The sequence below is a fragment of the Labrenzia sp. 011 genome, from assembly GCF_003075075.1.
In the GTDB taxonomy this organism is placed as follows: domain Bacteria; phylum Pseudomonadota; class Alphaproteobacteria; order Rhizobiales; family Stappiaceae; genus Roseibium.
Genome location: NZ_QCYM01000008.1, coordinates 71,206 through 93,073, shown reverse-complemented (window position 1 = coordinate 93,073; position 21,868 = coordinate 71,206). Strand labels below are relative to the sequence as shown.

Here is a 21,868-nt window from a genome sequence, read left to right as displayed (position 1 = left end):
GATCCGTCCCGATCGCACCGCTACCGGCTGCAATAATTTGTTCACCATGAATGACCGATAGGCACTGGCGGGACGTGCCAAGAAATGCAAAAGTCCGCTCACCTCACGAGCCGCTACGGCATCAATCGCCAGGGAGAATGAAAACATGGGCCGTCGCTACGCTATCCTGGATGTCTTCACCAACACGAGCCTTTCCGGCAATCCCCTGGCGGTGGTTCTGGACTCCGAGGGTCTGAGCGACGAGCAGATGCAGAAGATTGCCGGGGAGTTCAATCTTTCCGAGACGGTTTTCGTGTTTCCTCCCGAACAGCCGGGCCAGTCCGCCAGCATGCGGATATTCACGCCGAAGCTGGAACTGCCCTTTGCCGGCCATCCCACCGTTGGCACCGCCATCCTGATGGCAACGGACCGTTTCGGTGAAATCACCGGCGAGCAGGACTCCGTGGTGGTTCTGAAACAGAAGATCGGTCCCATACGCTGCGCGGTGATCCTGCGCGAAAACGCCGCCGCCTTCGCTGAGTTCGATGTGCCTAACCTGCCTGAACCGGCCGGCCCCACCCACAATGTGGATGTGATTGCCGCCGCGCTCAATCTGGAGCCGTCCGACATCGGCTTTGAAAACCATTCCCCTTCAAGATTCCGTGTCGGCCCGCCCTTCACCTTCGTTCCCGTCCGGGACCTGGACGCCCTGGCCCGCGCCAAACCCGTGGCCTCCATGTGGAAGGCCGGCTTCGGCAAGGACGACCACAACGACGCCTATATCTACTGCCGTGAAACCCGGTCGCACGACAGCGCCTTCCATGCGCGCCTGTTCGCCCCCGACATGGGCATCCCGGAAGATCCGGCGACCGGCTCCGCCGCCGCCGCCTTTGCCGGTGTCGTCGACTATTACGACGACCTGCCGAACGGCACGCACCATATCCGCATCGAACAGGGCTTCGAGATGGGCCGCCCCTCGCTGATCGATCTGGAAATCGACATGGAGGCGGGAAAAATGCATGCGGTCCGTATAGGCGGTCAGGCGACCGTCGTCGCCCGCGGCGAGCTGTATCTCTAGAGGAGCCCGCGGCGGCGGCAAAATGCGAGCCGCCGAGGGCACCCGACCTGTTTATGCGGCAGCTTCAGCCATGTTTTCGGGAGCTGTTTTCGCCCACGCCGGCAGGCTTTCCAGCCGAAGATACCAGGCCTTGATGTTCGGATAGTCGTCCAGCGGCACCTGTGCCCCGGGAAGCATCGCCAGCCCCGAGGACGCACCGACGGCGAAATCCGCCACGGTTACCCTGTCCCCCAGGACGAAATCGCGCGCTCCGAGCCGGTCTTCGAGGACTTGAGCGAAGCGACAATAATTTTCCAGAGCCACATCGACCTTGTCCTGATCCGGCGCCCCCGCACCGAACATTCCTTTCAGGACCGTTTCCCACAGGATGTCGACGAGCTCCCGGTTGTAGTGCTGAACTTCCCAGGACATCCAGCGCAGGATCTCGAACCGGCTTTTCAGGTCCGTCGGACAGAATTCTTCCGCACCGGCCCGGTCGCAAAGATAGATCATGATCGGATTGGCTTCCCAAAGGTTCATGTCACCGGCGACGAGCGTCGGCAGTTTCATGTTGGGATTAACGGCGCGAATCTCGTCGGACCTGTGTTCTCCCGCCACCATGTTCGGTCGGCGAATGTCGACGCTGCCATGAAGGCCGAGGTGATGCAGAACCGCTTCGACGCGGCGGCAATTCGGCGAAAAGTTGCTCGTATAGAGTTTCATGTCGGTTTCTCCAGTCTGAATGGCATGTGCGACCGGGCCTGTCCGGCCGCCTGAAGGCCTGAGTCTGTGAGCGCGCCCACTTTACTCAACCTTTTGGTTGACTATAATGAAATACAATGTTAGTCAACCAATAGGTTCACTTTATGAATGCAACGGACATGACCCATCTCGACGCAACCTTCTCCGCCCTCAGCGACAGCACCCGGCGCGCAATCGTTGCCCGTCTCTCCGACGGAGAAGCATCCCTGTCGGAACTGGCCGAACCCTTCGAGATGTCGCTCACCGCGGTGTCGAAACATCTGAAGGTTCTGTCCGACGCCGGGCTGGTTGAAATCGAGAAACGCGGCCGTACGCGCCATTGCCGTCTCCAGGGGGCACCGATCAAGGAAGCCGTGGACTGGCTCAGCAAATACGAGGCTTTCTGGCTCGACCGCTTCGATGCCCTCGCCCGTCATCTCGCCAAAGAGGATAACGACAAATGACAATACAGCAGCAGCCCGGGAGTTTTCTGAAATCCGAACCCGGGGCCGAACCGGTCCTGATCGACGGACTGTTCCGCGCCTCGCCACAGCGGGTCTTCCGGGCCTTTACGGAACCGGACGAGATCCGCTCCTGGTTCGTGCCCGGCGACGGTGGCCTTGTCGCGGTGGAAATCGATCTGCAGGTTGGCGGCCGATGGTGCTTCGTCATCGAACGGTCGGAGGAAAAACAGGTCCAACTCGAAGGAGAGTATCTGACCATCGACGCCCCCAACCGCCTGGAATTCAGCTGGCGCCACGTTCAGGAGTTTACTGACGGCAGGCGGGAGGCTACCGACAGCTCCCGTGTCGTCATCACGTTCACGCAGGCCGGCAAGGCAACGGAAGTGAAACTGCGCCACGAAGCCATCAGGACCGAAGACGGACGCCGGGGTGTCGGCGGCGGCTGGGATGGCTGCCTCGCCCGTCTGGCGGAGCTTCTCGCGACGTGACGGCCGCAAACGGCGCCCTCCCCGGCCAAACGGAATTGACGCTCCTCAAGCGGGAAACAGCACGGAGATTGCCATGAACGGCCCCAAACTCGTCAGCCGGGAAGACTGGCTGGCCGCCCGCAAGGCGTTTCTCGTAAGGGAAAAGGCCTTCACCCGGGAACGCGATGCCCTTGCCGCTGCGCGCCGGGACCTGCCCATGATGATTGTCGGGAAGGACTATGTTTTCGAGTCCCCGAAAGGCCGGAAAACGCTGGGCGATCTGTTCGGTCCACATCCGCAGCTCGTGGTCTACCACTTCATGTTCGGCGAAACCTGGCCGGAAGGCTGTCCGAGCTGCTCCTTCTGGGCGGATAATTACGAACGGCTTGATATACATCTCGCCGCGCGCGACACCGCGCTGGTGTGCATCTCCAACGCACCGCTGAAAAGGCTTCTGGCCTACAGGGAACGCATGGGCTGGACCTTCGACTGGGTTTCCACCGCCGGCAACGGCTTCGGCATCGATTTCGGCGTGACCTTCCCGGACAAGCAGCAGACCGCAGCCGGCGGTTATAACTACTCGGACAGGATCTTCGGTGAGGAAATGCCCGGTATCAGCACCTTCCTGAAGCTCGACAACGGCCGTGTCGCCCACTGCTACTCCTCCTATGGCCGCGGCATCGACATCCTCAACACGGCCTACAATATCCTCGACCTCACCCCCATGGGCCGCCACGAGGAAGCCCTCGGCTATCCCATGGCCTGGGTAAAACGGCGGGACATGTATGGTGTGGAGGGGCAAGTGATCGGAACCGACACGGCTTCCGCGGTCTCCCTCGACAGATCCCCATACGCTCTCCAGCACATCGCAGCCCCGGCCTTGAGCCGGGCCTGCCCGCAAACCGGCGGGAGATCCCGGCTCAAGGCAGGGATGGCGATGGGCGGCAACAGTACCGGGTTTCGGCAGTTCGAAGGCCCCACCCGCAAAAGCCGGTTGCATCCAAGCCCTTCCTGCCTTATGAACATGTCCCGTTAACAGAGAGGTCACGCTTTTGTCCCACACTGGGCGAATGACCTCTTGAAAGACGACCGAAGGCCAAAGACAGACCCATGATCGCGGCACGCGACATTTCCGGTTCTTCTCACGACGCGCAGCCCCTGCGCGGCGGCCTCCTCCTACTTGGCGATCTCCTCCTTCTTAGATGCCCCTGAGCGTCGGCTGATCCGCGTTTTGTTGCGGAACGGGCACTTGGGGGAGATACTTCGGACAACGCATCACGATATTCGGATCGCGTCGCATTCTTCCTGACATTTTCCTCCAGGAAGGCCCGATCCAAGCCAGGGACGAAACAACATGAGTGCCAATACCTCCACGGAGCAGGTCCGCATCTTCGACACCACCTTGCGCGACGGCGAACAGTCGCCCGGCGCGTCCATGACGCTGGAAGAAAAACTGCAGATTGCCGAAATTCTCGACGAAATGGGCGTCGATATCATCGAGGCCGGCTTTCCGATCGCCTCCAACGGCGACTTCGAAGCCGTCAGTGAAATCGCCAAGCGCTCGAAAAATTCGGTGATCGCCGGTCTCGCCCGCGCCATCCACGCAGACATCGACCGCTGCGGAGAAGCCGTGAAACATGCCGGCAAGGGGCGCATTCACACCTTCGTCTCCACCTCGCCGATCCACCTGAAATTCCAGATGAACAAGACGGAAGACCAGGTTCTGGACATCATCACCGACACGGTGGCCCGTTCGCGCAACCTGATTGACGACGTGGAATGGTCGGCCATGGACGCCACCCGCACGCCGATCGACTATCTGTGCCGCTGCGTGGAGGCCGCGATCAAATGCGGGGCGACCACGATCAACCTGCCGGACACGGTCGGTTATGCCACCCCGGAAGAATACAAGGCCATGTTCGAGCAGATCCGCGAGCGGGTGCCGGACAGTGACAAGGCGGTCTTTTCCGTCCATTGCCACGACGATCTGGGGCTGGCGGTAGCCAATTCCCTGGCCGGTGTGGCCGGCGGTGCCCGGCAGATCGAATGCACCATCAACGGGCTGGGCGAACGCGCCGGGAACGCCGCGCTGGAAGAGATCGTGATGGCGGTGCGCACCCGGGGCGACATCCTACCCTATACCACGCAGATCGATCCGAAATTCCTGGTGCGTGCCTCCAAGATGGTGGCCGGCGCCTCCGGCTTCGCCGTCCAGTACAACAAGGCCATCGTCGGCAAGAACGCCTTCGCCCACGAGAGCGGCATTCACCAGGACGGCATGCTGAAAAATGCCGAGACCTACGAAATCATGCGTCCGGAAGATGTCGGCGTCAAAGCCACGTCGCTGGTCATGGGCAAGCACTCCGGCCGCCACGCCTTCCGCGACAAGCTGAAGGAACTGGGCTACGACCTGGGCGACAACGCCCTGCAGGACGCCTTCCGCCGCTTCAAGGATCTCGCCGACCGCAAGAAGCATGTCTATGACGAGGATATCGAGGCCCTGGTCGAGGATGAAATCTCCGTTCTGGGCGAGAGCACCAAGGTGATCGCGCTGACGGTCATCGCAGGCACCGGCGGCCCGCAGAAGGCGATCCTGACCATGGATGTGGGCGGCCAGCACGTCACCAAGGAAGCCACCGGCGACGGTCCGGTCGACGCCACCTTCAATGCGATCAAGTCCATCGTGCCCCATGAGGCCACCCTGTCGCTCTACCAGGTTCATGCGGTAACCGAAGGCACGGACGCGCAGGCGGAAGTCTCCGTGCGGCTGGAAGCCGGCGGCCGGATCGCAACCGGCAAGGGCGCGGACACCGACACTCTCGTCGCCTCGGCCCGCGCCTATGTCTCGGCCATGAACAAGCTGGCCCTGCGCCAGCAGGCCGGCAATCCCGGCGCACTGCAGGCCGTTTGAGCCACGATGATCCGAAGCTGAAAAAGGGCCGCCACGGCGGCCCTTTCGAGCGCCCCGCGCCGGCGCCCGGCCTCAGGCGCTCAGAAGATAGGATTGCATGGACGGGCTGAGCATCTGGAAGACGTCCGCCTGCATGCCCTCGATCACCTTGCTTTCCCGGTGGTAAAAGCCGCAATGCAGCACCACGTCCCGCATGTCGCGGTTATCCGTGCGCACGACCGCGATCAGATGGGAAAAATAGGTGTTTTCGAAGAACCACTCCGTCAGGGACGCGAACAGACGTTTCGACAGATCCGGATCCCGTTGCAGCACCTCGTTCGCCAGACAGTAGTTCACACTGATTTCGGATGTTTCGCTGACCGGTGTGAAACCGGCCCAGCCGAGAAAGTCTCCGTTGTCCGAAATGGCCTTCCACTTGCCGAACCCCAGATCCTCCTGATGCTGCAGGGCGGAGCTGACCAGTTCGGCCGCGTCCATCACGGTGCAATTGGTGGAATATTCCGTGCACCGGTTTCCATAAGCGTCGGAGTGAAGGTCCTCGATGAGCCTGATATCAGCCGGAGAGAAGGGAACAAGCCGCACTGAGCCGCATTCGAGAAATATCGTCTGCACCGTATCCTCCGGTATTGAACTGCACACAACAGACACTAGGTTTGAAAAGCCGTCCCTGCTGAGAGGTCCGTTCATGTAACCTTGAATTGTGCCGAGCCTGTGGCAAGCGCGACTATAATCGCAAAAAATACGAAAATATATACGTAATACCAACAAGTTAGGTGGTAAATAAACATTGCGCCGCACACGCAGAAGTTTTCCGCCCTTACCGGCGCGGCAACAGGAAATCCTCAGCACTGATTTCCGCTGAAGGATCAAGCCGTTGCCAATCCCCCATCTGGTTGCGAAACCAGGTTTCCTGACGCTTCGCGTATTGCCGCGTCGCAACAGTCAGCCTGTGGATGGCCTCTTCCTGGCTGCACTCACCGGCAAGATAGGCACCGATTTCAGCCACGCCAATCGCCCGCATGGCGGGCAGTTTCTTCGAGAGTCCCTTTGCAAGAAGCAGCCGGACCTCCTCGCAGCCTTCCCGCGACAGCATCAGCCGTGCCCGTCGGGCGATCCGTTCATGCAACCAGGGCCTGGGCGGTGCCAGCACAAGTCTCCGGCTCACCGTCCCGGGCAGCAGTGGCGCGGATTGTCCCTCCCGCTGCCAGAGCGAAAGCGGTTTTCCAGTCGCCATGATCACTTCGAGTGCCCGGGTGAGCCGCTGGGGATCCTCCAGGCCCTCGGCCGCTTCCCCGTCTCCCATGTCCAGAAGGGCTGACCTGAGCCCCTCGGCACCCTCCCGCTCCGCCAGATCCCGCGCCCTGCGGCGCACATCTTCCGGAACGGCGGGCATCTCGGCAAAGCCTTCGGTCAGTCCCTTGAAATAGAGACCGGTTCCCCCGACAAGGATCGGCACCCGGCCAGCAGCACGCGCAGTGTCAATCTCTTGCGCCGCCAGTCGCAGCCATGCCCCGGTGGACGATGCGGTCGAAGCCGGCACGACCCCGTAAAGCCGGTGCGGAACGCCTGCCATCTCGTCGGCCGAAGGACGTGCGCTGACCAGGCGCAGGTCTTCGTAAAGCTGCATGGAATCGGCATTTATGATCACGCCGTCCAGCTTCGCGGCAAGTTCCAGCGCCAATGCGGACTTGCCGCTTGCCGTCGGCCCCGCTATCAGAATGACGCAGTCGTCGTCTTCAGCCCGTGTCCGTCCGCCTTCCAGGGAAGCCTCCATGTCTCTAGTTGCCACTTTGGTGTCCACACCCACTGCGCCCGCGGTCGACGCGGATTTGCTGCGTCAGGTCTCAGACGCCCTCGGCGTGACCGATACCACGACTATACTCAATCCCGGCATTGCTGCCGATATCCGGTTCGAAGGTCCCGACGCAAGCTCCGCGGATGCGATGCTGCGCGAAGTCGTCGGACGCTCCCCGGTGGACATCTTTGTCCAGCCGCGCGAGGGAAGACGCAAACGGCTTCTGATCGCCGACATGGATTCCACCATGATTCGCCAGGAATGTATCGACGAACTGGCGGCCGAGCTCGGCCTCAAGGACAGGATTTCCGAAATCACCGAACGGGCGATGCGCGGCGAAATCGACTTCGAACCCGCGCTCAGGGAACGCGTCGCTCTGCTTGAAGGGCTTTCCGTTTCAGCAATCGATACGGTCCTGACCAACCGCATCCAGCTGATGCCCGGCGGACGGACGCTTGTGCAGACCATGAAGTCGAACGGTGCCTATTGCGCGCTGGTCTCCGGCGGCTTCACCCATTTCACCAAGACGGTCTGCGCCATGATCGGCTTCGACGAACACCAGGCCAACACGCTCCTGACGGAAGACGGGCAACTGACCGGCCGGGTCGCCGAACCCATCCTCGGCCGCGATGCCAAACGCGCCCGGCTGGAATTTCTCGCCGCGGACAAGGGTCTTGCCTTCAGCGACACCCTCGCGGTGGGCGACGGAGCCAATGATCTCGCGATGATCGACCTGGCCGGCGCCGGCGTGGCCTACAGAGCCAAACCCGCCGTTGCCGCCGCTGCCGACTTCCGCATTGACCACGGAGACCTGACGGCGCTGCTCTATCTGCAGGGCTACGCGGAAAGCGACTTCGCGCTGAGCTGAGCGCAAGCCGCGCCCTCCTCGCGGTCGCGCCCGCGCCGTCTTACCCCGGCAAATTCAACAGCATGAAACAAAAACGGGCGCCGTATCCGGCGCCCGTTTTGTTGGTAGGGACCTATGGTCCGGCTTACTGGTCCTCGATCCGGACAGGCACGAACCGGACATCGCCGGTCGGATTGGCCAGAAGGAGCAGGGCCGAACGGCGGCCGTCGGCCTCCAGCTTCTTGACTTGCGCCTCGACATCGGCCGGAGTGGCGACCGGTTCCTGGGCGACTTCCTTGATCACGTCGCCGGGCATCACCCGCTTTTCCTCCGCGGAGGAGCCCGCAATCACCTCGGTAACGACCACGCCGGTGATGTCTTCATCGATGGAGAACTGCTGGCGCAGGGTGTCGTCCAGTTCGGCAAGCATCATGCCGAGAACTTCGCTCTTTTCGGCAGGCTGGTCCTCCGGCTGGTCTTCGCTCGACGCGCTTGCTTCCTCGACCTCGTTCTCTTCCAGACGCTCCAGCGTGACGTTGATGGTGACTTCCTCGCCCTTGCGCAGCACCACCACCTCGACTTCCTTGCCGATCGCCGTCTCGGCGACCATGCGCGGCAGTTCGCGCATCGACTCCACCTCGTTGCCGTCGAAGCGGATGATCACATCGCCCGCCTCGATCTTGCCCTTGGCTGCGGGACCGTCTTCGGTGACACCGGCAACCAGCGCGCCCATGGCCTCGTCCATTCCAAGGCTTTCCGCGATCTCCTCGGTGACTTCCTGGATGCGGACACCCAGCCAGCCACGGCGGGTTTCCCCGAACTCACGCAGCTGATCGATTACCCGCATGGCGGTCTTGGCCGGAATGGCGAAGCCGATGCCGATGGATCCGCCGGACGGGGAAATGATCGCCGTGTTGATGCCGACCACCTTGCCTTCCATGTCGAACAGCGGTCCGCCCGAGTTGCCCCGGTTGATGGACGCATCCGTCTGGATGAAGTTGTCATAGGGACCCGAATTGATGTCGCGGTTGCGCGCCGACACGATCCCCACGGTCACCGTGCCGCCGAGACCGAAGGGATTGCCGATGGCCATCACCCAGTCGCCGACGCGGATCGCATCGGAATCGCCGAATGTGACATCCTTCAGCGGCGTTTCCGGCGTCACCTTCAGAACCGCGAGATCGGTCTTCTCGTCGGTGCCGAGGATTTCCGCCTTCAGCTTGGTGCCGTCATTGAAGTTGGCCGTGATTTCATCGGCCCCTTCGATGACGTGGTTGTTGGTGATGATGATGCCTTCCTTGCCGTCGATGACGAACCCGGAGCCGAGTGACTGCACCCGGCGCGGCTGGTCGTTGTCCCGGTTCTGCCGGTTGAAGAATTCCTCGAAGAATTCCTGAAACGGCGATCCTTCCGGAACCTCGGGCATGGGAACCGACCGCTGGCCCTGCACAGTCTGGGCAGTGGAAATGTTCACGACGGCGTCGGCCAGGTTCTCCGCCAGATCGGCCACGGAGGCCGGCCCTTGCGCCCGGGCGGTTTGCACGGGCTGAACTGCGATCATTCCGCCGAGAACAATGCCGGCGGCGGCAAGCGCGAGCCGGGACATCTTGCGACGAATGGTGTTTGGGGCCATGGGGTATTCTCCTCATCGCAGCCGGCTGAACTGATATTCGGATCTGCTGAGAATTGGGCTCCGGTGGCTGTCCACGTCGGACCTCGGCACTGTCGGAAGCGGAAAATCCGCATTCCCCTGCACCCCGGCTTCGCAAACCGGAACGACCTGCGTCCCGCAAACGGCCGGATTCCAATTCTCAACAGACCCTGAACAGCGAACAGTCGGCCGGCTTCATTCAGGTTCTTGACCGGATTATAGAACGGGCGGGAGATTTTTGCCTCTCCCGCCCGAAAACTTTTCGTTATCCGCGTATGATCCACACAAGAAATACGCCGGCACCGGCCGCGACCAGCCCTGCAATGCGCAGGGTCTGGTCCGGCGTCTCGAGCGCGCTGCGCATGACCGACTTCATGCCGCCGGGTGCAAGAGCGTAAAGAACGCCCTCCAATACCAGCACCAGACCCAGTGCGGTCATCAGTTCGCTCATTGCGCGGAGAGCGACGACGTGCCGGTGTTCCCTGTGCCGCCGTTGTCATTGCCTGCCGCTGGAGGGGCAATGCCTCTCGGGTCCTTGAAGTACCGGAAGAAGCTGGAATCCGGAGACAGGACAAGACTCGTGTCACCGGCTCTCAGACCTTCTTCATAGGCCAGCATCGAGCGGTAGAACGCGAAGAACTCCGGATCCGCGCCGTAGGCTTCCGCGAAGATCTTGTTGCGCTCAGCATCGCCGTCACCACGGGTGATTTCCGAATCCCGCTTGGCTTCCGCAACCAGAACCGTCGCATCGCGATCCGCACGCGAGCGGATACGCCGGGCGAGTTCCTCACCCTGTGCACGCAGCTCCGTTGCTTCCCGCTGACGTTCCGTCTGCATTCTGGCGTAAATGGCCTGGGAGTTGGCATCCGGCAGATCCGCACGCCGGATCTTCACATCGATTACCTCGATACCGAGCTCGGCGGCATTCGCGCTGACGTCCCGGCGGATGTTCTCCATCACACCGGACCGGTCATCCCGAACGAGGGCGGCAAAGCTGGTTCGTCCCAGTTCCGACCGCAGCGAGGACTGCAGCAGGGTCGACAGACGCCGGTTGGCCGTCGGAATGTTCTGGACGCGCTGGTAGAACAGCACCGGGTTGGAAATCTTGTAACGCGCGAAGGCATCGACCACGAGCCGCTTCTTGTCCGATGAAATCGGCTCAAGCGGCGGCATGTTCAGGTTGAGGATCCGCTTGTCCATGTAAACGACGTTCTGGATGAACGGATATTTGAAGTACGGACCGGATTCGGTCTTCGTGTCGATGATCCGGCCGAGTTGCAGGACGAGCGCCTGCTGGGTCGGATTGACGATGAAGATCGACATATAGGCGAGGACCGCGACGATCACGAGAATGATTGCGAGAATTCCGCTGCGCATGATCAGTTCCCTCCTGTCCGTGCGGACGGAGCGGTGGTACCGCGTCCGTTCAGATCGTTAAGAGGCAGGAACGGCACAACACCCGTACCGGATGAATCGCTGTCGATGATGATCTTGTTGGTAACACCCAAGACTTTTTCCAGTGTTTCGAGATACATGCGCTCCCGGGTCACGTCCGGGGCCTTCTTGTACTGCTCCAGGATCTTGGTGAAGCGCTGGGACTGACCGGTCGCCTCGGCGATGGTCTGGTCCTTGTAGGCGTTCGCCGCTTCCAGAACACGGGCCGATTCACCGCGTGCTTCCGGAACGATCCGGTTGGCATAGGATTCCGCCTCGTTGCGGATACGCTCCTGGTCGGCACGTGCCGCCTGAACGTCCCGGAACGCGTCGATGACCTGTGCCGGCGGGTCAACCCGCTGCATCTGCACTTCCGCGATCTCGATACCGGCGCGATAGGAATCCAGCGTTGTCTGCATCAGGGTGACGACATCGTTCTGAATGGCGACCCGGTTTTCCGTCAGGATGGAGTCGATATTCGAAGCGCCGACCACTTCGCGCATGGCGCTTTCGGCAACGGCCTTGACCGTTCCGGCGGGCTCCTGGATGTTGAACAGATAGTCGCTGATGCCCTCGCGGGTGCTCTTGATTCTCCACAGGACCTTGAACCCGACGTCGACGATGTTCTCGTCGCCGGTCAGCATCAGGCTTTCCTCGGGGATATCACGGGCCCGCACGGCTCCGGCGCTGGTGATGCTTTCCTCGACGCCGACGGTCGTTTCACGCTGCAGCTCGACCTGAGGCTTGTAAACCTCGCCGATCGGATAGGGCCAGTTGTAGTTCAGGCCCGGAGGCGTCTGGTCTTCCACCTTGCCGAGAACCAGCTCGACACCGACCTCACCTTCGTCGACCACATAAAGCCCGGTCAGCAGCCAGCCGATGACGCCGATGCCGATGACGATCATGACACCGACGAAGCCCAGTCCGCCGCCGCCACCGCCCGGCAGGACGTTCTTCATCTTGTCCTGCGTGCGCTTGAGAAGCTCTTCAAGATCGGGCGGATTGCCGCCTCCTCCCCGGTTCTGACCACCTCCCCAGGGGCCTCCACCGTTGTTGCCGCTGCCCCAGGGGCCGCCGTTGTTTCCGCCACCTTTCCAGGGACCACCGCCGCCTGACTGATTGCTCCAAGGCATCAAAACTTCCTTCTGTGAAATCCCGCGGGCGTTGCCTGCATGGGCCTCGCCTCTTCTGACTCACCGATGGTTATAGGCAGGTTACCCGTCGCTTTCAACGAAAACGGCAGGGAACCCGCCACATACATCCGGTGCAATTTCCCGTGCCGCAGGTGGGATAGGATACGGCGGCTTTCAAGACCGCCCGGCAAGAATTTCGGAAAGAATTCCCGCCAACGGTCTCAGGCGCCCCGCATCATGTCGATATGCGGGATGCCGTCTTCCAGATAGACCTTCGATACGGTGATGAAACCGAGCGAATTGTAGAACTTTTCCAAATGGGCCTGCGCCGTGACATGGATCCGGCACCCGGGGACAAGCGCCTCGGCCTTGTCAATTCCCGCCTGCATCATGATCCGGCCAAGGCCGGAACCCCTGGCTTCACGGGCAATCACCACCCGTCCGATCCGCGCCTCGCCTTTTTCGGGGCCGGTGAACAGCCTGATGGCACCGGTCAGGGCACCGCTGTCGCGGTGCCTGATGAGATAATGCCGCGCGTGCGGATCCTTGCCGTCGATATCGGCGTAAAGCGAAGTCTGTTCCAGGATGAAAATCGCCTGCCGGAGTTGCAGCAGGTCATGAACGTCCCGCGGAGTCAGGTCATCGAATGTGGCCCAACCGGCGGTCATGTTGTCTGGCAGTTTCATGAAAATCGGCACTCGCTCGTGTCAGGCCTTGCGACGATAGGTCACGAAGGCAAAATCCGCGCTGTCCCGCTCGCCGCGTTCACCGGGCACCCGACAGCTTTCTTGCCACGACGCAGGATCGATGACCGGAAAACGGATATCGCCCTGCGGCCGCGCATCCACCTCGGTTATTTCAAGGCGATCGGCGACCCCGATGGCCCGGGCATAGATCTGGCCGCCGCCGATGATCATGATTTCCCCGGCCGCGAGCTCCGTCGCCAGCTCCTTTGCCCGCACCAGCGCCTCCTCCAGCGAGGTCGCGGCCTCCGCGCCCTCCGGAGCATAGTCGGGATTTCGGGAAATCACGATATGCGGCCGGCCCGGCAGCGGCTTTCCGCCAAAGGAAAGAAACGTCTTGCGGCCAAGAATGACCGGTTTCCCGAGCGTGAGTTGCTTGAACCGCTTCAGGTCGGTCGAAATCTTCCAGGGCATGTCGTTGTCCGCCCCGATGACTCCGTTGCGGGCAACCGCGGCAATCAGGACAATATCGGGCACGCGGCTTCTCCCCTCGCGGTTTCCAGTTTCCCGGACGCCTCCTACCATGAAATTCGGGGAAGAGAAAAACCCGCCGGATATTTTCCCGCGACCGGTCGGCTGGTCTCCTCCTCTCGGTGTTGGGCGATCCGGCCGCAAATACAGGACGGACCCGGCGGAATCTCGCTGACAAGGCTCCCGAAGGCGATTTCCTCCACAGGAACCTGTCTGCAACAGTATAGGAAAAAGCTTGATCCAAAGCGCTTTGGAATCTATGACCGTCGTGTTTTTCACGCAAGATGAAGCAGAGACCCGATGGTAGCGAACAAAGAGCTGGCGCAGCGTTTTCCCGAAGATTTCCTGTTCGGTGTGGCAACCGCCGCCTACCAGATCGAAGGGGCTGCAAGCGAGGATGGGCGCAAACCGAGCATCTGGGACGCCTTTTCCAGAATGCCCGGCCGGGTCTTTCAGCAGCACTCGGGCGATGTGGCCTGCGATCACTATCATCGCTGGGAAAGCGACCTGGACCTGATCCGCTCCCTCGGTGTCGATGCCTACCGGTTTTCCATCGCCTGGCCGCGCATCCTGCCGGACGGCCGCGGCCAGGTGAACCAAAAGGGGCTGGATTTTTACGACCGGCTGATCGACGGGATGGTGGCGCGCGGCCTCAAGGTCTATCCGACACTTTATCACTGGGATCTGCCGCTGATGCTTGCCGGAGACGGCGGCTGGACCGCCCGCAGCACGGCAGAGGCCTTTGCCGACTACGCGGATATCGTCGTCCGGAGACTGGGCGACCGGATGGACGCGCTGGCAACCATCAACGAGCCCTGGTGCGTCTGCCATCTGAGCCACCTGTACGGCATTCACGCTCCCGGCGAAAAAAGCCCGGAGGCCTTCGCCGCGGCCGTGCACACGCTGAACCTTGCTCACGGCCTCGGCGTTCAGGCCGCTCGCGCGGTTCGGCCCGATCTGCCCATGGGCATCGTCCTCAATGCCCATTCCATCTATCCGGCAACCGACACGCCGCAAGACCGGGCGGCGGCCGAACGTGCCTTCGAATTCAACAACGGCATCTTCTTCTCGCCGCTCTTCCAGGGCACCTATCACCCGGACATCCTGGCCGCCCATGGCCCGCATATGAACATCCGCGACGGCGATCTCGACATCATCCACCAGCCGCTCGACTGGTGGGGACTGAACTACTACACGCCCCTGCGCGTTGCGCATGATCCTGATGCGGCGGACTACCCGCAAACGCGCACGATTGTGCCGGAGCCCGGCCCGCAGCTCACGGATATCGGCTGGGAGGTCTGCGAGGCGGGGCTTTCAGATCTGATGAAGGATCTCCACGGGCGCTACCCACTGCCCGACTGCTACATCACCGAAAACGGTGCCTGCTACAATGACGGCCCCGTGGACGGTGTCATCGACGACCGGCGCCGCATCGACTATCTGGAAAGGCACTTTGGCGCGATCGCCGATGCCCGGGATGCCGGCGTGCCCGTCAGGGGCTACTTCCTCTGGAGCCTGATGGACAATTTCGAATGGGCGGAAGGCTACCGGATGCGCTTCGGCATCGTGCATGTGGACTACGACACCCAGATCCGCACCCTGAAGAACAGCGCGCTCTGGTACCGGGATCTGATCGGCGCCCACAAGGCGGGCGGCTGACGTTCAGCTTTGCCGGCGCTCCAAAAGGGCAGTCAATTCAGCAGGCGCATGCTGCCCTGATGCATCTTCAAACCGCGATCGGCGCCGAAATATGCGGATGCGGATCGTAGTTCACCAGTCCGAAATCCTCGAACCTGAAGGCGAACAGATCGCTCACCGCCGGATTGATCTTCATGTCCGGCAAGGGCCTCGGCGCGCGGGTGAGCTGCTCGCGGGCCTGGTCGAAATGGTTGGAATACAGATGCGCATCACCCAGGGTGTGCACGAAGTCCCCCGGCTCCAGGCCCGTGACCTGGGCCACCATCATCGTCAGCAGGGCATAGGAGGCGATGTTGAAAGGCACACCCAGGAACACATCCGCCGAGCGCTGGTAAAGCTGGCAGGAGAGCTTTCCCCTGGCCACATAGAACTGGAACAGCGCATGGCAGGGCGGCAGGGCCATCTCGTCGATCAGCGCCGGGTTCCAGGCGGAGACGATCAGCCGGCGGCTTTCCGGACTGGTGCGGATCATGGTCAGAAGATTGGCGATCTGGTCGATGGAGCGGCCGTCCGGCGCCGGCCAGGAGCGCCACTGGTAGCCGTAGACCGGGCCGAGTTCGCCGTTCTCGTCCGCCCAGTCATCCCAGATCCGGACACCGTTTTCCTTCAGGTAACGGATGTTGGTATCGCCCGCCAGGAACCAGAGCAGCTCGTGAATGATGGATCTCAGGTGCAGCTTCTTGGTGGTGACCAGCGGAAACCCCTCCGACAGATCGAAGCGCATCTGGTGGCCGAAAAGGGAACGGGTTCCGGTTCCGGTCCGGTCTCCCCGGTCGACGCCCTCGTCGAGGATTTTCTGCAAGAGATCGAGATATTGCTGCACGACGCGGCCCTTGTAGCGGTTTCAGACAGTGTCTGGCGGTTTCCGGAGAAATTCGGCGGTTTCAGGCTGATTGCGCCTAACTTGGCAGATTTAGCGAAAAACGCAGCCCCTCGCCGCGCCTTTCCCCAGATCGCGCCACGAAATGCGGCCGAGCTTCACCGGCAAAGCTGTTCCGTCAGCTGCAACCCTCTTTCATTTCCGGTCCGGACCCCTTATATCAGGCGTGCTGGTTCGCCAGCTATGGCAATAAATGGTCAGTGCAATAAGCCTATCGGACCCGGGGGCGGTACCCGGCGCCTCCACCCAAGCCCACAGGCGTTCAAGCGGATTTCTGTGGGTTTCGGCGGGGGCGAAATAGGATCGACGAGGGTGTAAAGACTGCGCTTTTGCCCGGCATTGTACCACCGTTATCGGGCTTACTTAATAGTTGCAAATGACAACTATGCTATGGACAACGCTGTCGCTGCGTAACGCAGTGCCGGTAGTCCACTAAGTCCCGTAGGGTAGCACCTTCAGGCGGGGTCCGGAGGCACCTGGCAACAGAAGCCTCCACCTAATTTTTCCAGACGACTCGTGAAGACGTGAGTACCTCTGCCGACCACAGGGGTGTACCTTGATCGGAACAGACGCATTTATCCGGTATCACATGGAAAAGAGCCTTTTCTTTTTCCTCCCGGACCGTCAAGGTGAACCCGATAAACGAGATTCCCATCGAGATTCGACGAAACTGATGTCTGAAGACCTTCTGCGATACGACATATTGATTCAGGACGCGCTGCGCGGCGCGGTCAAAAAGATTCTTGCCGAAGTTGGACGCACCGGCCTTCCTGGAGATCATCATTTCTACATCGCGTTTGATACCAACGCCCCGGGCGTACGGATCTCCCCGCGCCTGAAGGAACGTTATCCTCAGGAAATGACGATCGTTCTCCAGCACCAGTTCTGGGATCTTGCCATCGGAGAACATGCCTTCGAAGTCGGCCTGTCCTTCGGCGGCGTGCCCGAGAAACTGCTTGTCCCCTATTCCGCCATCAAGGGATTCTTCGATCCTTCAGTGCAGTTCGCGCTGGAATTCGACCCCGGCAAGACGGCGGAAGAATTGCCCGAGGAACTGCTGGAAGCCGTCGAGGAGCTCGCCAAGGCGGAGCAGGAGCATTCCGGCAGCGAAGCCACACAGGACGGCGTGGAAGACGGCAAGGAAGTTGCGGTCTCTCCCAAGGCGAAGAGCAAGAAGAGCAAACCCGCAGCAGACGCGACCGGAAACGACGGCGGCGGCGAGGTCGTTTCTCTGGATGCCTTCCGCAAGAAGACCTGATCTACCCGGAGTGACACTCATGAGCGCGGAGATCATCAATCTGCGCATGGTGCGCAAACAGAAGCAGCGTCAGGAGAAAGACCTGGCGGCAGACGACAATCGGCGCAAGTTCGGCCGCACCAAGGCGGAACGGGAAGCTGCCCGCAAGCGCCGGGACGAGCTGGAAAAACAGGTCGACGGCCATCTGCTGGACACGTCCCGCACGCCTGAAGACGACGGCGCCGCGTAGACCTCATGGCGCTCGTCAAACGGTCCCTGTCCCTGCACGGTCACCGGACCAGCCTGGCGCTGGAAGCCGAATTCTGGGATGTCGTGGACAGGTTTATCGCCGCGGAAAAACGCTCCCTTGCAAGCCTGATCGTCGAGATAGACGACAGCCGCGACCCGGACGATCCGCTCTCCTCAGCGGTCAGGGTCTGGGCCCTTAAGCAGGTTCAGCAGCCTCCCCGCAATCACGTTTGAACTTACCTGGGCGCACCCGGCAGAACCAGCGGTCCGCCGACGTCCTGCGTCAGCAGATCCTCGATGGAAACGGGAGGATCGAGCGGCGGCAGGCTGCCGCCCGGCTTCGGGCCCGGCGCGGCCTGCGGGGCCGTTTCGCCTGTCATGTCTTCAGGCCCGGGATCCTCGATGAGCGCCCGGATCCGTTCCGTGAAGGGGGCATTGCCGGTCTGGCCGGACAATCCCTGCTGACGGGGTTCACCGGCGCTCGGTGCCACAGAGGCTCCGTCCCGGCTGTCCTCGACGGGGGCCTCGTCCAGCTGCCGCAGCCGTTTTTCCTTTGCAGCAGCGGCCTGGCGAGCCCGCGCTTCCCGCTGACGCTTCAGTTCGCGTGTCAGCCGGTCTCGCTCCAGGATTTCCGCCTGCAGTTTCTCCACCCGCTCGACTTCCTGCTCGAAGGCCCGCAAGGTCAGATAGGCAGTGAAAGGCGTTATGTCGATTCGCCGCGCGGGCGCCTCGACGGGGCCTTCGAAAAGCAATCCCACCTGGGGCTCGGCACCGGTAACGGCGTTTTCGCCCGGATCGACCTTGAGTGAGAAATCCGCATCCAGTTCGCTGGTTCCCAGATCGACTTCCGCCGAACCGAAAATCTCCGCCTTGCCGGAATCGACCACCACATTGCGGGCGCTCAAGCGTCCGCCGACGAGCGTCAGCGTGCCGTCCACCCGGTTGAAGGGCAGATTGCCCGCGGCCATGTGACTGACAAACATGTCACGGATCTTCTCGTCCTGAAGATCGAGTCCGGAATCGACCGCCCGCGTGACAAGCTGGAAGGCCTGCGGATTCAGTCCGCGGAAATCCCCCTTCTCCATCGAGAAGGTCCCGCCGCCGCCAAGACCGGCGACAATCGCCGAAATCGACCGGCCGGCTCCCTCGAACTCGAGAAAGAGGTCGAGCGAGCCCGAGGCAACCGCCCGGTTGTCCGGCCGCCACACAAGCTGACGAAGGTCGGCTCCATCCAGCTTCACCCGGCCGGAAGCGGCCGCTTCCGCGTCGGACCGGCGCAGCGACAGGCTTGCTTCCAGCGATCCGCCCGCAAAGGCGCCATTGAGCCCGTCGAGGCGCAAAAGCGTCGGCGTGATCCGCAATTGGGCACGGGCATTCGCGATTTCCGTCGCATCGTCGGCAAACAGCCGGTCCGCGCGGAAATCCAGGCTCAGGTCGATGCCGTGCGGAAGCGGTGTCCCGAAAGGAGCAGAAGGCCAGTTGCTTGTCCCGTCGCCAAGGGAAAACCACTGGTCCGGCCCCAGAATGAGTTCGCTCAAGGTGCGCAGATCCGCCCGGGACACACGGACATCTCCCGAAAACCGCCGGTTGCGTTCCCCGGGCGCCGGTTGAAGATCGCCTTTCAGACGTCCCTCGAACGACGTGTCCCCGACCTGCCCGGCCGCCTTCGATATCGTCAGGATACTGCCGGCGCCTTCCAGATCCACCGTGACATCCGCAGGGAGGGCGCCGGACATCACCGGAAGAACCCGGCCAGCCATCAGTGCCAGCGGCCCAAGGTCCCGGCTTTTGGCCGCAACGCTCATGCGATATTGCGTCTCGCTGCTCTCTTTCAGGGTGACCGTTCCCTTGGCGTCGAGCTGCGACTCGCCGACGGATGTTTCAATCTCGAGGTCGAGACCGTTCGCCGGAACGCCCCTGGCGACAATGCTGAGCCTGCCGCCGTTGTCCGCATCGATGGGGATGACGTCGAATCCGAGCTGCTGCAGCAGCTTGCCCCCGTCAGGACCCTGCAGTCCCACCCCCAGATCAATGTCGGCGTTGCGCCAGTCATCGACACGTCCCTGCAATTCCGCCTTCAGGAAGGCGTCAGCCCCGCCGGCCGAGCCTTCCAGGCTGAGGGTCATGTCGGTACCGTCGCCGGCAGCCGCAGCCGTCAGATTGGCATCGAACTTTGCCGGGACCAGGCTCGCGGCGGCGCGCTCCAGCCGTTCAACGAAGACGGTCTGCGGGAAAATTCCGCCCGCCAGTGCGACCAGACCCGACAGATCCCGCGCGTCGAGCGTACCGGAAACCGTGCCTTCCGGAGCGGAAAACAGATTTCGGATTGCCCCTTCCACATCCAGCCGCGCACCGGCCAGATCCTCGGCGAACAGCCGGTCGATCCGGACACCGCCATCGGAATATTCCGCTTCCAGGGCAAGGCCTTCGCCCTCCACGCCCCGCGCCGTCACCTGGGTGGCGCGCAGGCGTATGGAGACATCGAGGCCCGTCGGATCTTGCGTGCGCCCACCGGCCGAGCGGGCCGGCCGGATCAGACCTGCAAGGCTTTCGATCTGGTCCAGATCCAGCTTGTCCGCGTCGAGACTGAGAGAAAACACCGCATTCCCCGTACGCGGTTTGCGGTAGGAAAGGCCACCGCGCGCTTCAGCCCCGGCCAGTGTCAGGCGGAGATTGTCCAGCGCCGCGCCTTCCGGAATCAGATTGAGCCGCCCTTCCAGGGCAACCGGGTCGAGAGATTTGACGCCCGTATCCTTCTGTGTCCACCAGCTCAGGAATGATCCCGGCTGGTCGGAACTGATCGACACGGCGCCGCGGTAGGTCAGTGACGGTTCAAGCCCCAGGTCGCCCTGGGTGGCAACCATGGTCCGTCCCGGCAGGCGGCCGGCCAGACGCGCGATCCGCCAGCCACCGAGCATCGTTTCCAGATCGAGGCGCACATTCTGGATAATTCCGCCACCGGCAACGATCGCCGGAACATCCATCGAGATCGCACCATCGACGGGGGGCAGCGGTACCGACCGGAGCGCCGCGATCAGCCTCTCGCCCGCGGTGTCGAGAGCGACGGGCTCCTGTGGTCCGCCCCCGAGCAGCCGGTCGAGATCTACCTGTTTCGACCGGGCTCGGACTTCGAACCTTTTCCTGCCGGAATAGATCAGATCCGCAGTGCCGGTCAGGCTGAGGCGCCGGTCGTCGGGACCGTAGCGGAACTCGAACTCCGGGATCGCAATTTCGGCGATATCCGCCGCAAACCGACCCTGTGCGCTCCAGTCTGATGTTTCACTGTCCTCCAGCGGGATGGAGGCAATGTTGAAATCGCCTTCGAAGGTCGGAGCCGCATCCGATTGGGTCAGATTGCCGTCAAAGGCAAAGTTCACCGGCATGGCGGTCGGCGTGACTTCGCCCTTGATCCGCAGCCCGGTATCGTCCTGCGCCCTGCCCGTCGCCAGACTGACATTGTAGGGCGTCCCTTCTACGGCGAGGCTGCCGACGGCCTTGAAGGGACCGGAAAGCGAGCGGGCACTGACGGAAAGATTGCCGTTGTCGATCCGGTGGATCTCTCCGGAGCGAGCATCCACGATGGACAGCGCCCCGTTGCGGATCGACACATTTTCGAATGCGACATCATCCGGCGGCAATTTCGCCAGCGCCCCGTCCGACGTCATCGCGGTCAGCCAGTCCAGCCGGCCGCCTTCATCCAGAGACAGGGAAAGTCGCGGACGGTCCAGCTCCATTTCGATGACACGGATCTCGCCCTTCAGAAGCGGCGGCAGCTCGATGCGCATGTTGAACTGGTCAACCACCAGCAGGGGGTCTTCCGCTTCGCCGACGCGCACATCGGAGAAACTGATGGACGGCGCCGGCAGCAGCCTGAGATCGGCCTCGCCTAGCACCGTCACCCGGTGTCCCAGAACGCGCTCCGCATAACTTTCGAAGGTCGACCGGTAGACCGTCCAGTCGATAAAGAACGGCCCCACCAGCGCCGTGACCAGCACCAGTATGACGGCAATTCCCACAGTGATATAGACGGAGTTCAGGCCTTGTCTCCTTGGTTATCCAAAATCACCGGAAACCTTACCGGTCAGGTGTACCCGATCCCTGCTGCAGTGCA

General features: G+C 62.0%; 21 protein-coding genes and 1 other RNA gene. 11 read left to right on the top strand and 11 right to left on the bottom strand.

Features of this window, described 5'->3' with window-relative positions; genetic code table 11:
• Positions 1 to 145: 145 nt before the first annotated feature.
• On the top strand, positions 146 to 1,057 hold the full coding sequence (locus DCO57_RS10815; protein ID WP_116698906.1) for a PhzF family phenazine biosynthesis protein: 912 nt from the start codon (positions 146 to 148) through the stop codon (positions 1,055 to 1,057).
• A 51-nt stretch (positions 1,058 to 1,108) separates the two neighbouring features.
• Here DCO57_RS10815 and DCO57_RS10810 read toward each other — a convergent pair whose 3' ends face one another.
• Positions 1,109 to 1,759, bottom strand: a complete 651-nt coding sequence (locus tag DCO57_RS10810; protein ID WP_116698905.1) for a glutathione S-transferase family protein — start codon at positions 1,757 to 1,759, stop codon at positions 1,109 to 1,111.
• Positions 1,760 to 1,902: 143 nt separating this feature from the next.
• On the opposite strand from DCO57_RS10810, the gene DCO57_RS10805 reads away from it, so the two are divergent.
• The 4 genes from DCO57_RS10805 to DCO57_RS10790 all read left to right on the top strand — a co-directional run bounded on the left by DCO57_RS10805 (position 1,903) and on the right by DCO57_RS10790 (position 5,619).
• Entirely contained in the window at positions 1,903 to 2,241 is a 339-nt protein-coding gene (locus DCO57_RS10805; protein ID WP_116698904.1) for a metalloregulator ArsR/SmtB family transcription factor, read from the top strand.
• Positions 2,238 to 2,729, top strand: a complete 492-nt coding sequence (locus DCO57_RS10800; RefSeq protein WP_116698903.1) for an SRPBCC domain-containing protein — start codon at positions 2,238 to 2,240, stop codon at positions 2,727 to 2,729. The genes DCO57_RS10805 and DCO57_RS10800 overlap by 4 nt, the downstream gene beginning before the upstream one ends.
• A 73-nt stretch (positions 2,730 to 2,802) precedes the next feature.
• Positions 2,803 to 3,744, top strand: a complete 942-nt coding sequence (locus DCO57_RS10795; protein ID WP_116698902.1) for a DUF899 domain-containing protein — start codon at positions 2,803 to 2,805, stop codon at positions 3,742 to 3,744.
• Between the two features lie 318 nt (positions 3,745 to 4,062).
• A complete protein-coding gene (locus DCO57_RS10790) occupies positions 4,063 to 5,619 on the top strand; it encodes a 2-isopropylmalate synthase (protein ID WP_116698901.1) in 1,557 nt (518 codons plus the stop codon).
• A gap of 72 nt (positions 5,620 to 5,691) precedes the next feature.
• Here DCO57_RS10790 and DCO57_RS10785 read toward each other — a convergent pair whose 3' ends face one another.
• Positions 5,692 to 6,231 (bottom strand): GNAT family N-acetyltransferase, encoded by a 540-nt coding sequence (locus tag DCO57_RS10785; protein ID WP_208977893.1) that lies wholly within the window; start codon positions 6,229 to 6,231, stop codon positions 5,692 to 5,694.
• Positions 6,232 to 6,436: 205 nt separating this feature from the next.
• Positions 6,437 to 7,393, bottom strand: a complete 957-nt coding sequence (gene miaA, locus DCO57_RS10780) for a tRNA (adenosine(37)-N6)-dimethylallyltransferase MiaA (protein ID WP_116698899.1) — start codon at positions 7,391 to 7,393, stop codon at positions 6,437 to 6,439.
• On the opposite strand from miaA, the gene serB reads away from it, so the two are divergent.
• Positions 7,392 to 8,282: a phosphoserine phosphatase SerB gene (gene serB, locus DCO57_RS10775; protein WP_116698898.1), complete on the top strand. Its 891-nt coding sequence runs from the start codon at positions 7,392 to 7,394 to the stop codon at positions 8,280 to 8,282. The two genes, miaA and serB, sit on opposite strands and share 2 nt — an antisense overlap.
• Positions 8,283 to 8,406: 124 nt before the next feature.
• Here the strand turns inward: serB and DCO57_RS10770 are convergent, their stop codons facing one another.
• From DCO57_RS10770 to DCO57_RS10745, 6 genes are all read right to left on the bottom strand, one after another.
• A complete protein-coding gene (locus tag DCO57_RS10770; RefSeq protein WP_208977891.1) occupies positions 8,407 to 9,894 on the bottom strand; it encodes a DegQ family serine endoprotease in 1,488 nt (495 codons plus the stop codon).
• A 283-nt stretch (positions 9,895 to 10,177) separates the two neighbouring features.
• Positions 10,178 to 10,363 carry a DUF2065 domain-containing protein gene (locus DCO57_RS10765; RefSeq protein WP_116698897.1) on the bottom strand — a complete coding sequence of 62 codons (186 nt, stop codon included), beginning with the start codon at positions 10,361 to 10,363 and terminating at the stop codon, positions 10,178 to 10,180.
• On the bottom strand, positions 10,360 to 11,289 hold the full coding sequence (locus tag DCO57_RS10760) for a protease modulator HflC (protein WP_116698896.1): 930 nt from the start codon (positions 11,287 to 11,289) through the stop codon (positions 10,360 to 10,362). The genes DCO57_RS10765 and DCO57_RS10760 overlap by 4 nt, the downstream gene beginning before the upstream one ends.
• Before the next feature lie 2 nt (positions 11,290 to 11,291).
• A complete protein-coding gene (gene hflK / locus DCO57_RS10755) occupies positions 11,292 to 12,479 on the bottom strand; it encodes an FtsH protease activity modulator HflK (protein WP_116698895.1) in 1,188 nt (395 codons plus the stop codon).
• A gap of 221 nt (positions 12,480 to 12,700) precedes the next feature.
• Positions 12,701 to 13,165, bottom strand: coding sequence for a GNAT family N-acetyltransferase (locus DCO57_RS10750; RefSeq protein ID WP_244287925.1), 465 nt, complete (start codon positions 13,163 to 13,165; stop codon positions 12,701 to 12,703).
• A gap of 21 nt (positions 13,166 to 13,186) precedes the next feature.
• Positions 13,187 to 13,747, bottom strand: a complete 561-nt coding sequence (locus tag DCO57_RS10745; RefSeq protein WP_116698894.1) for a dihydrofolate reductase — start codon at positions 13,745 to 13,747, stop codon at positions 13,187 to 13,189.
• Positions 13,748 to 13,993: 246 nt separating this feature from the next.
• Here DCO57_RS10745 and DCO57_RS10740 point away from each other — a divergent pair, with 246 nt between their 5' ends.
• Complete coding sequence (locus tag DCO57_RS10740) at positions 13,994 to 15,352, top strand: GH1 family beta-glucosidase (RefSeq protein ID WP_116698893.1); 1,359 nt, start codon at positions 13,994 to 13,996, stop codon at positions 15,350 to 15,352.
• A gap of 67 nt (positions 15,353 to 15,419) precedes the next feature.
• Here DCO57_RS10740 and DCO57_RS10735 read toward each other — a convergent pair whose 3' ends face one another.
• Positions 15,420 to 16,214: a thymidylate synthase gene (locus DCO57_RS10735; protein ID WP_116698892.1), complete on the bottom strand. Its 795-nt coding sequence runs from the start codon at positions 16,212 to 16,214 to the stop codon at positions 15,420 to 15,422.
• A 186-nt stretch (positions 16,215 to 16,400) separates the two neighbouring features.
• Between DCO57_RS10735 and ssrA the strand changes: the two genes are divergently transcribed.
• The 4 genes from ssrA to DCO57_RS10715 all read left to right on the top strand — a co-directional run bounded on the left by ssrA (position 16,401) and on the right by DCO57_RS10715 (position 17,991).
• Positions 16,401 to 16,768, top strand: a transfer-messenger RNA (tmRNA) gene (ssrA, locus tag DCO57_RS10730).
• Positions 16,769 to 16,944: 176 nt separating this feature from the next.
• Positions 16,945 to 17,529, top strand: coding sequence for an SspB family protein (locus DCO57_RS10725; RefSeq protein WP_116698993.1), 585 nt, complete (start codon positions 16,945 to 16,947; stop codon positions 17,527 to 17,529).
• Positions 17,530 to 17,548: 19 nt separating this feature from the next.
• On the top strand, positions 17,549 to 17,758 hold the full coding sequence (locus DCO57_RS10720; RefSeq protein WP_116698891.1) for a DUF4169 family protein: 210 nt from the start codon (positions 17,549 to 17,551) through the stop codon (positions 17,756 to 17,758).
• A 5-nt stretch (positions 17,759 to 17,763) separates the two neighbouring features.
• Entirely contained in the window at positions 17,764 to 17,991 is a 228-nt protein-coding gene (locus DCO57_RS10715; protein ID WP_116698890.1) for a ribbon-helix-helix domain-containing protein, read from the top strand.
• Between the two features lie 2 nt (positions 17,992 to 17,993).
• Here DCO57_RS10715 and DCO57_RS10710 read toward each other — a convergent pair whose 3' ends face one another.
• A complete protein-coding gene (locus DCO57_RS10710) occupies positions 17,994 to 21,773 on the bottom strand; it encodes an AsmA family protein (RefSeq protein ID WP_116698889.1) in 3,780 nt (1,259 codons plus the stop codon).
• Between the last annotated feature and the right edge of the window lie 95 nt (positions 21,774 to 21,868).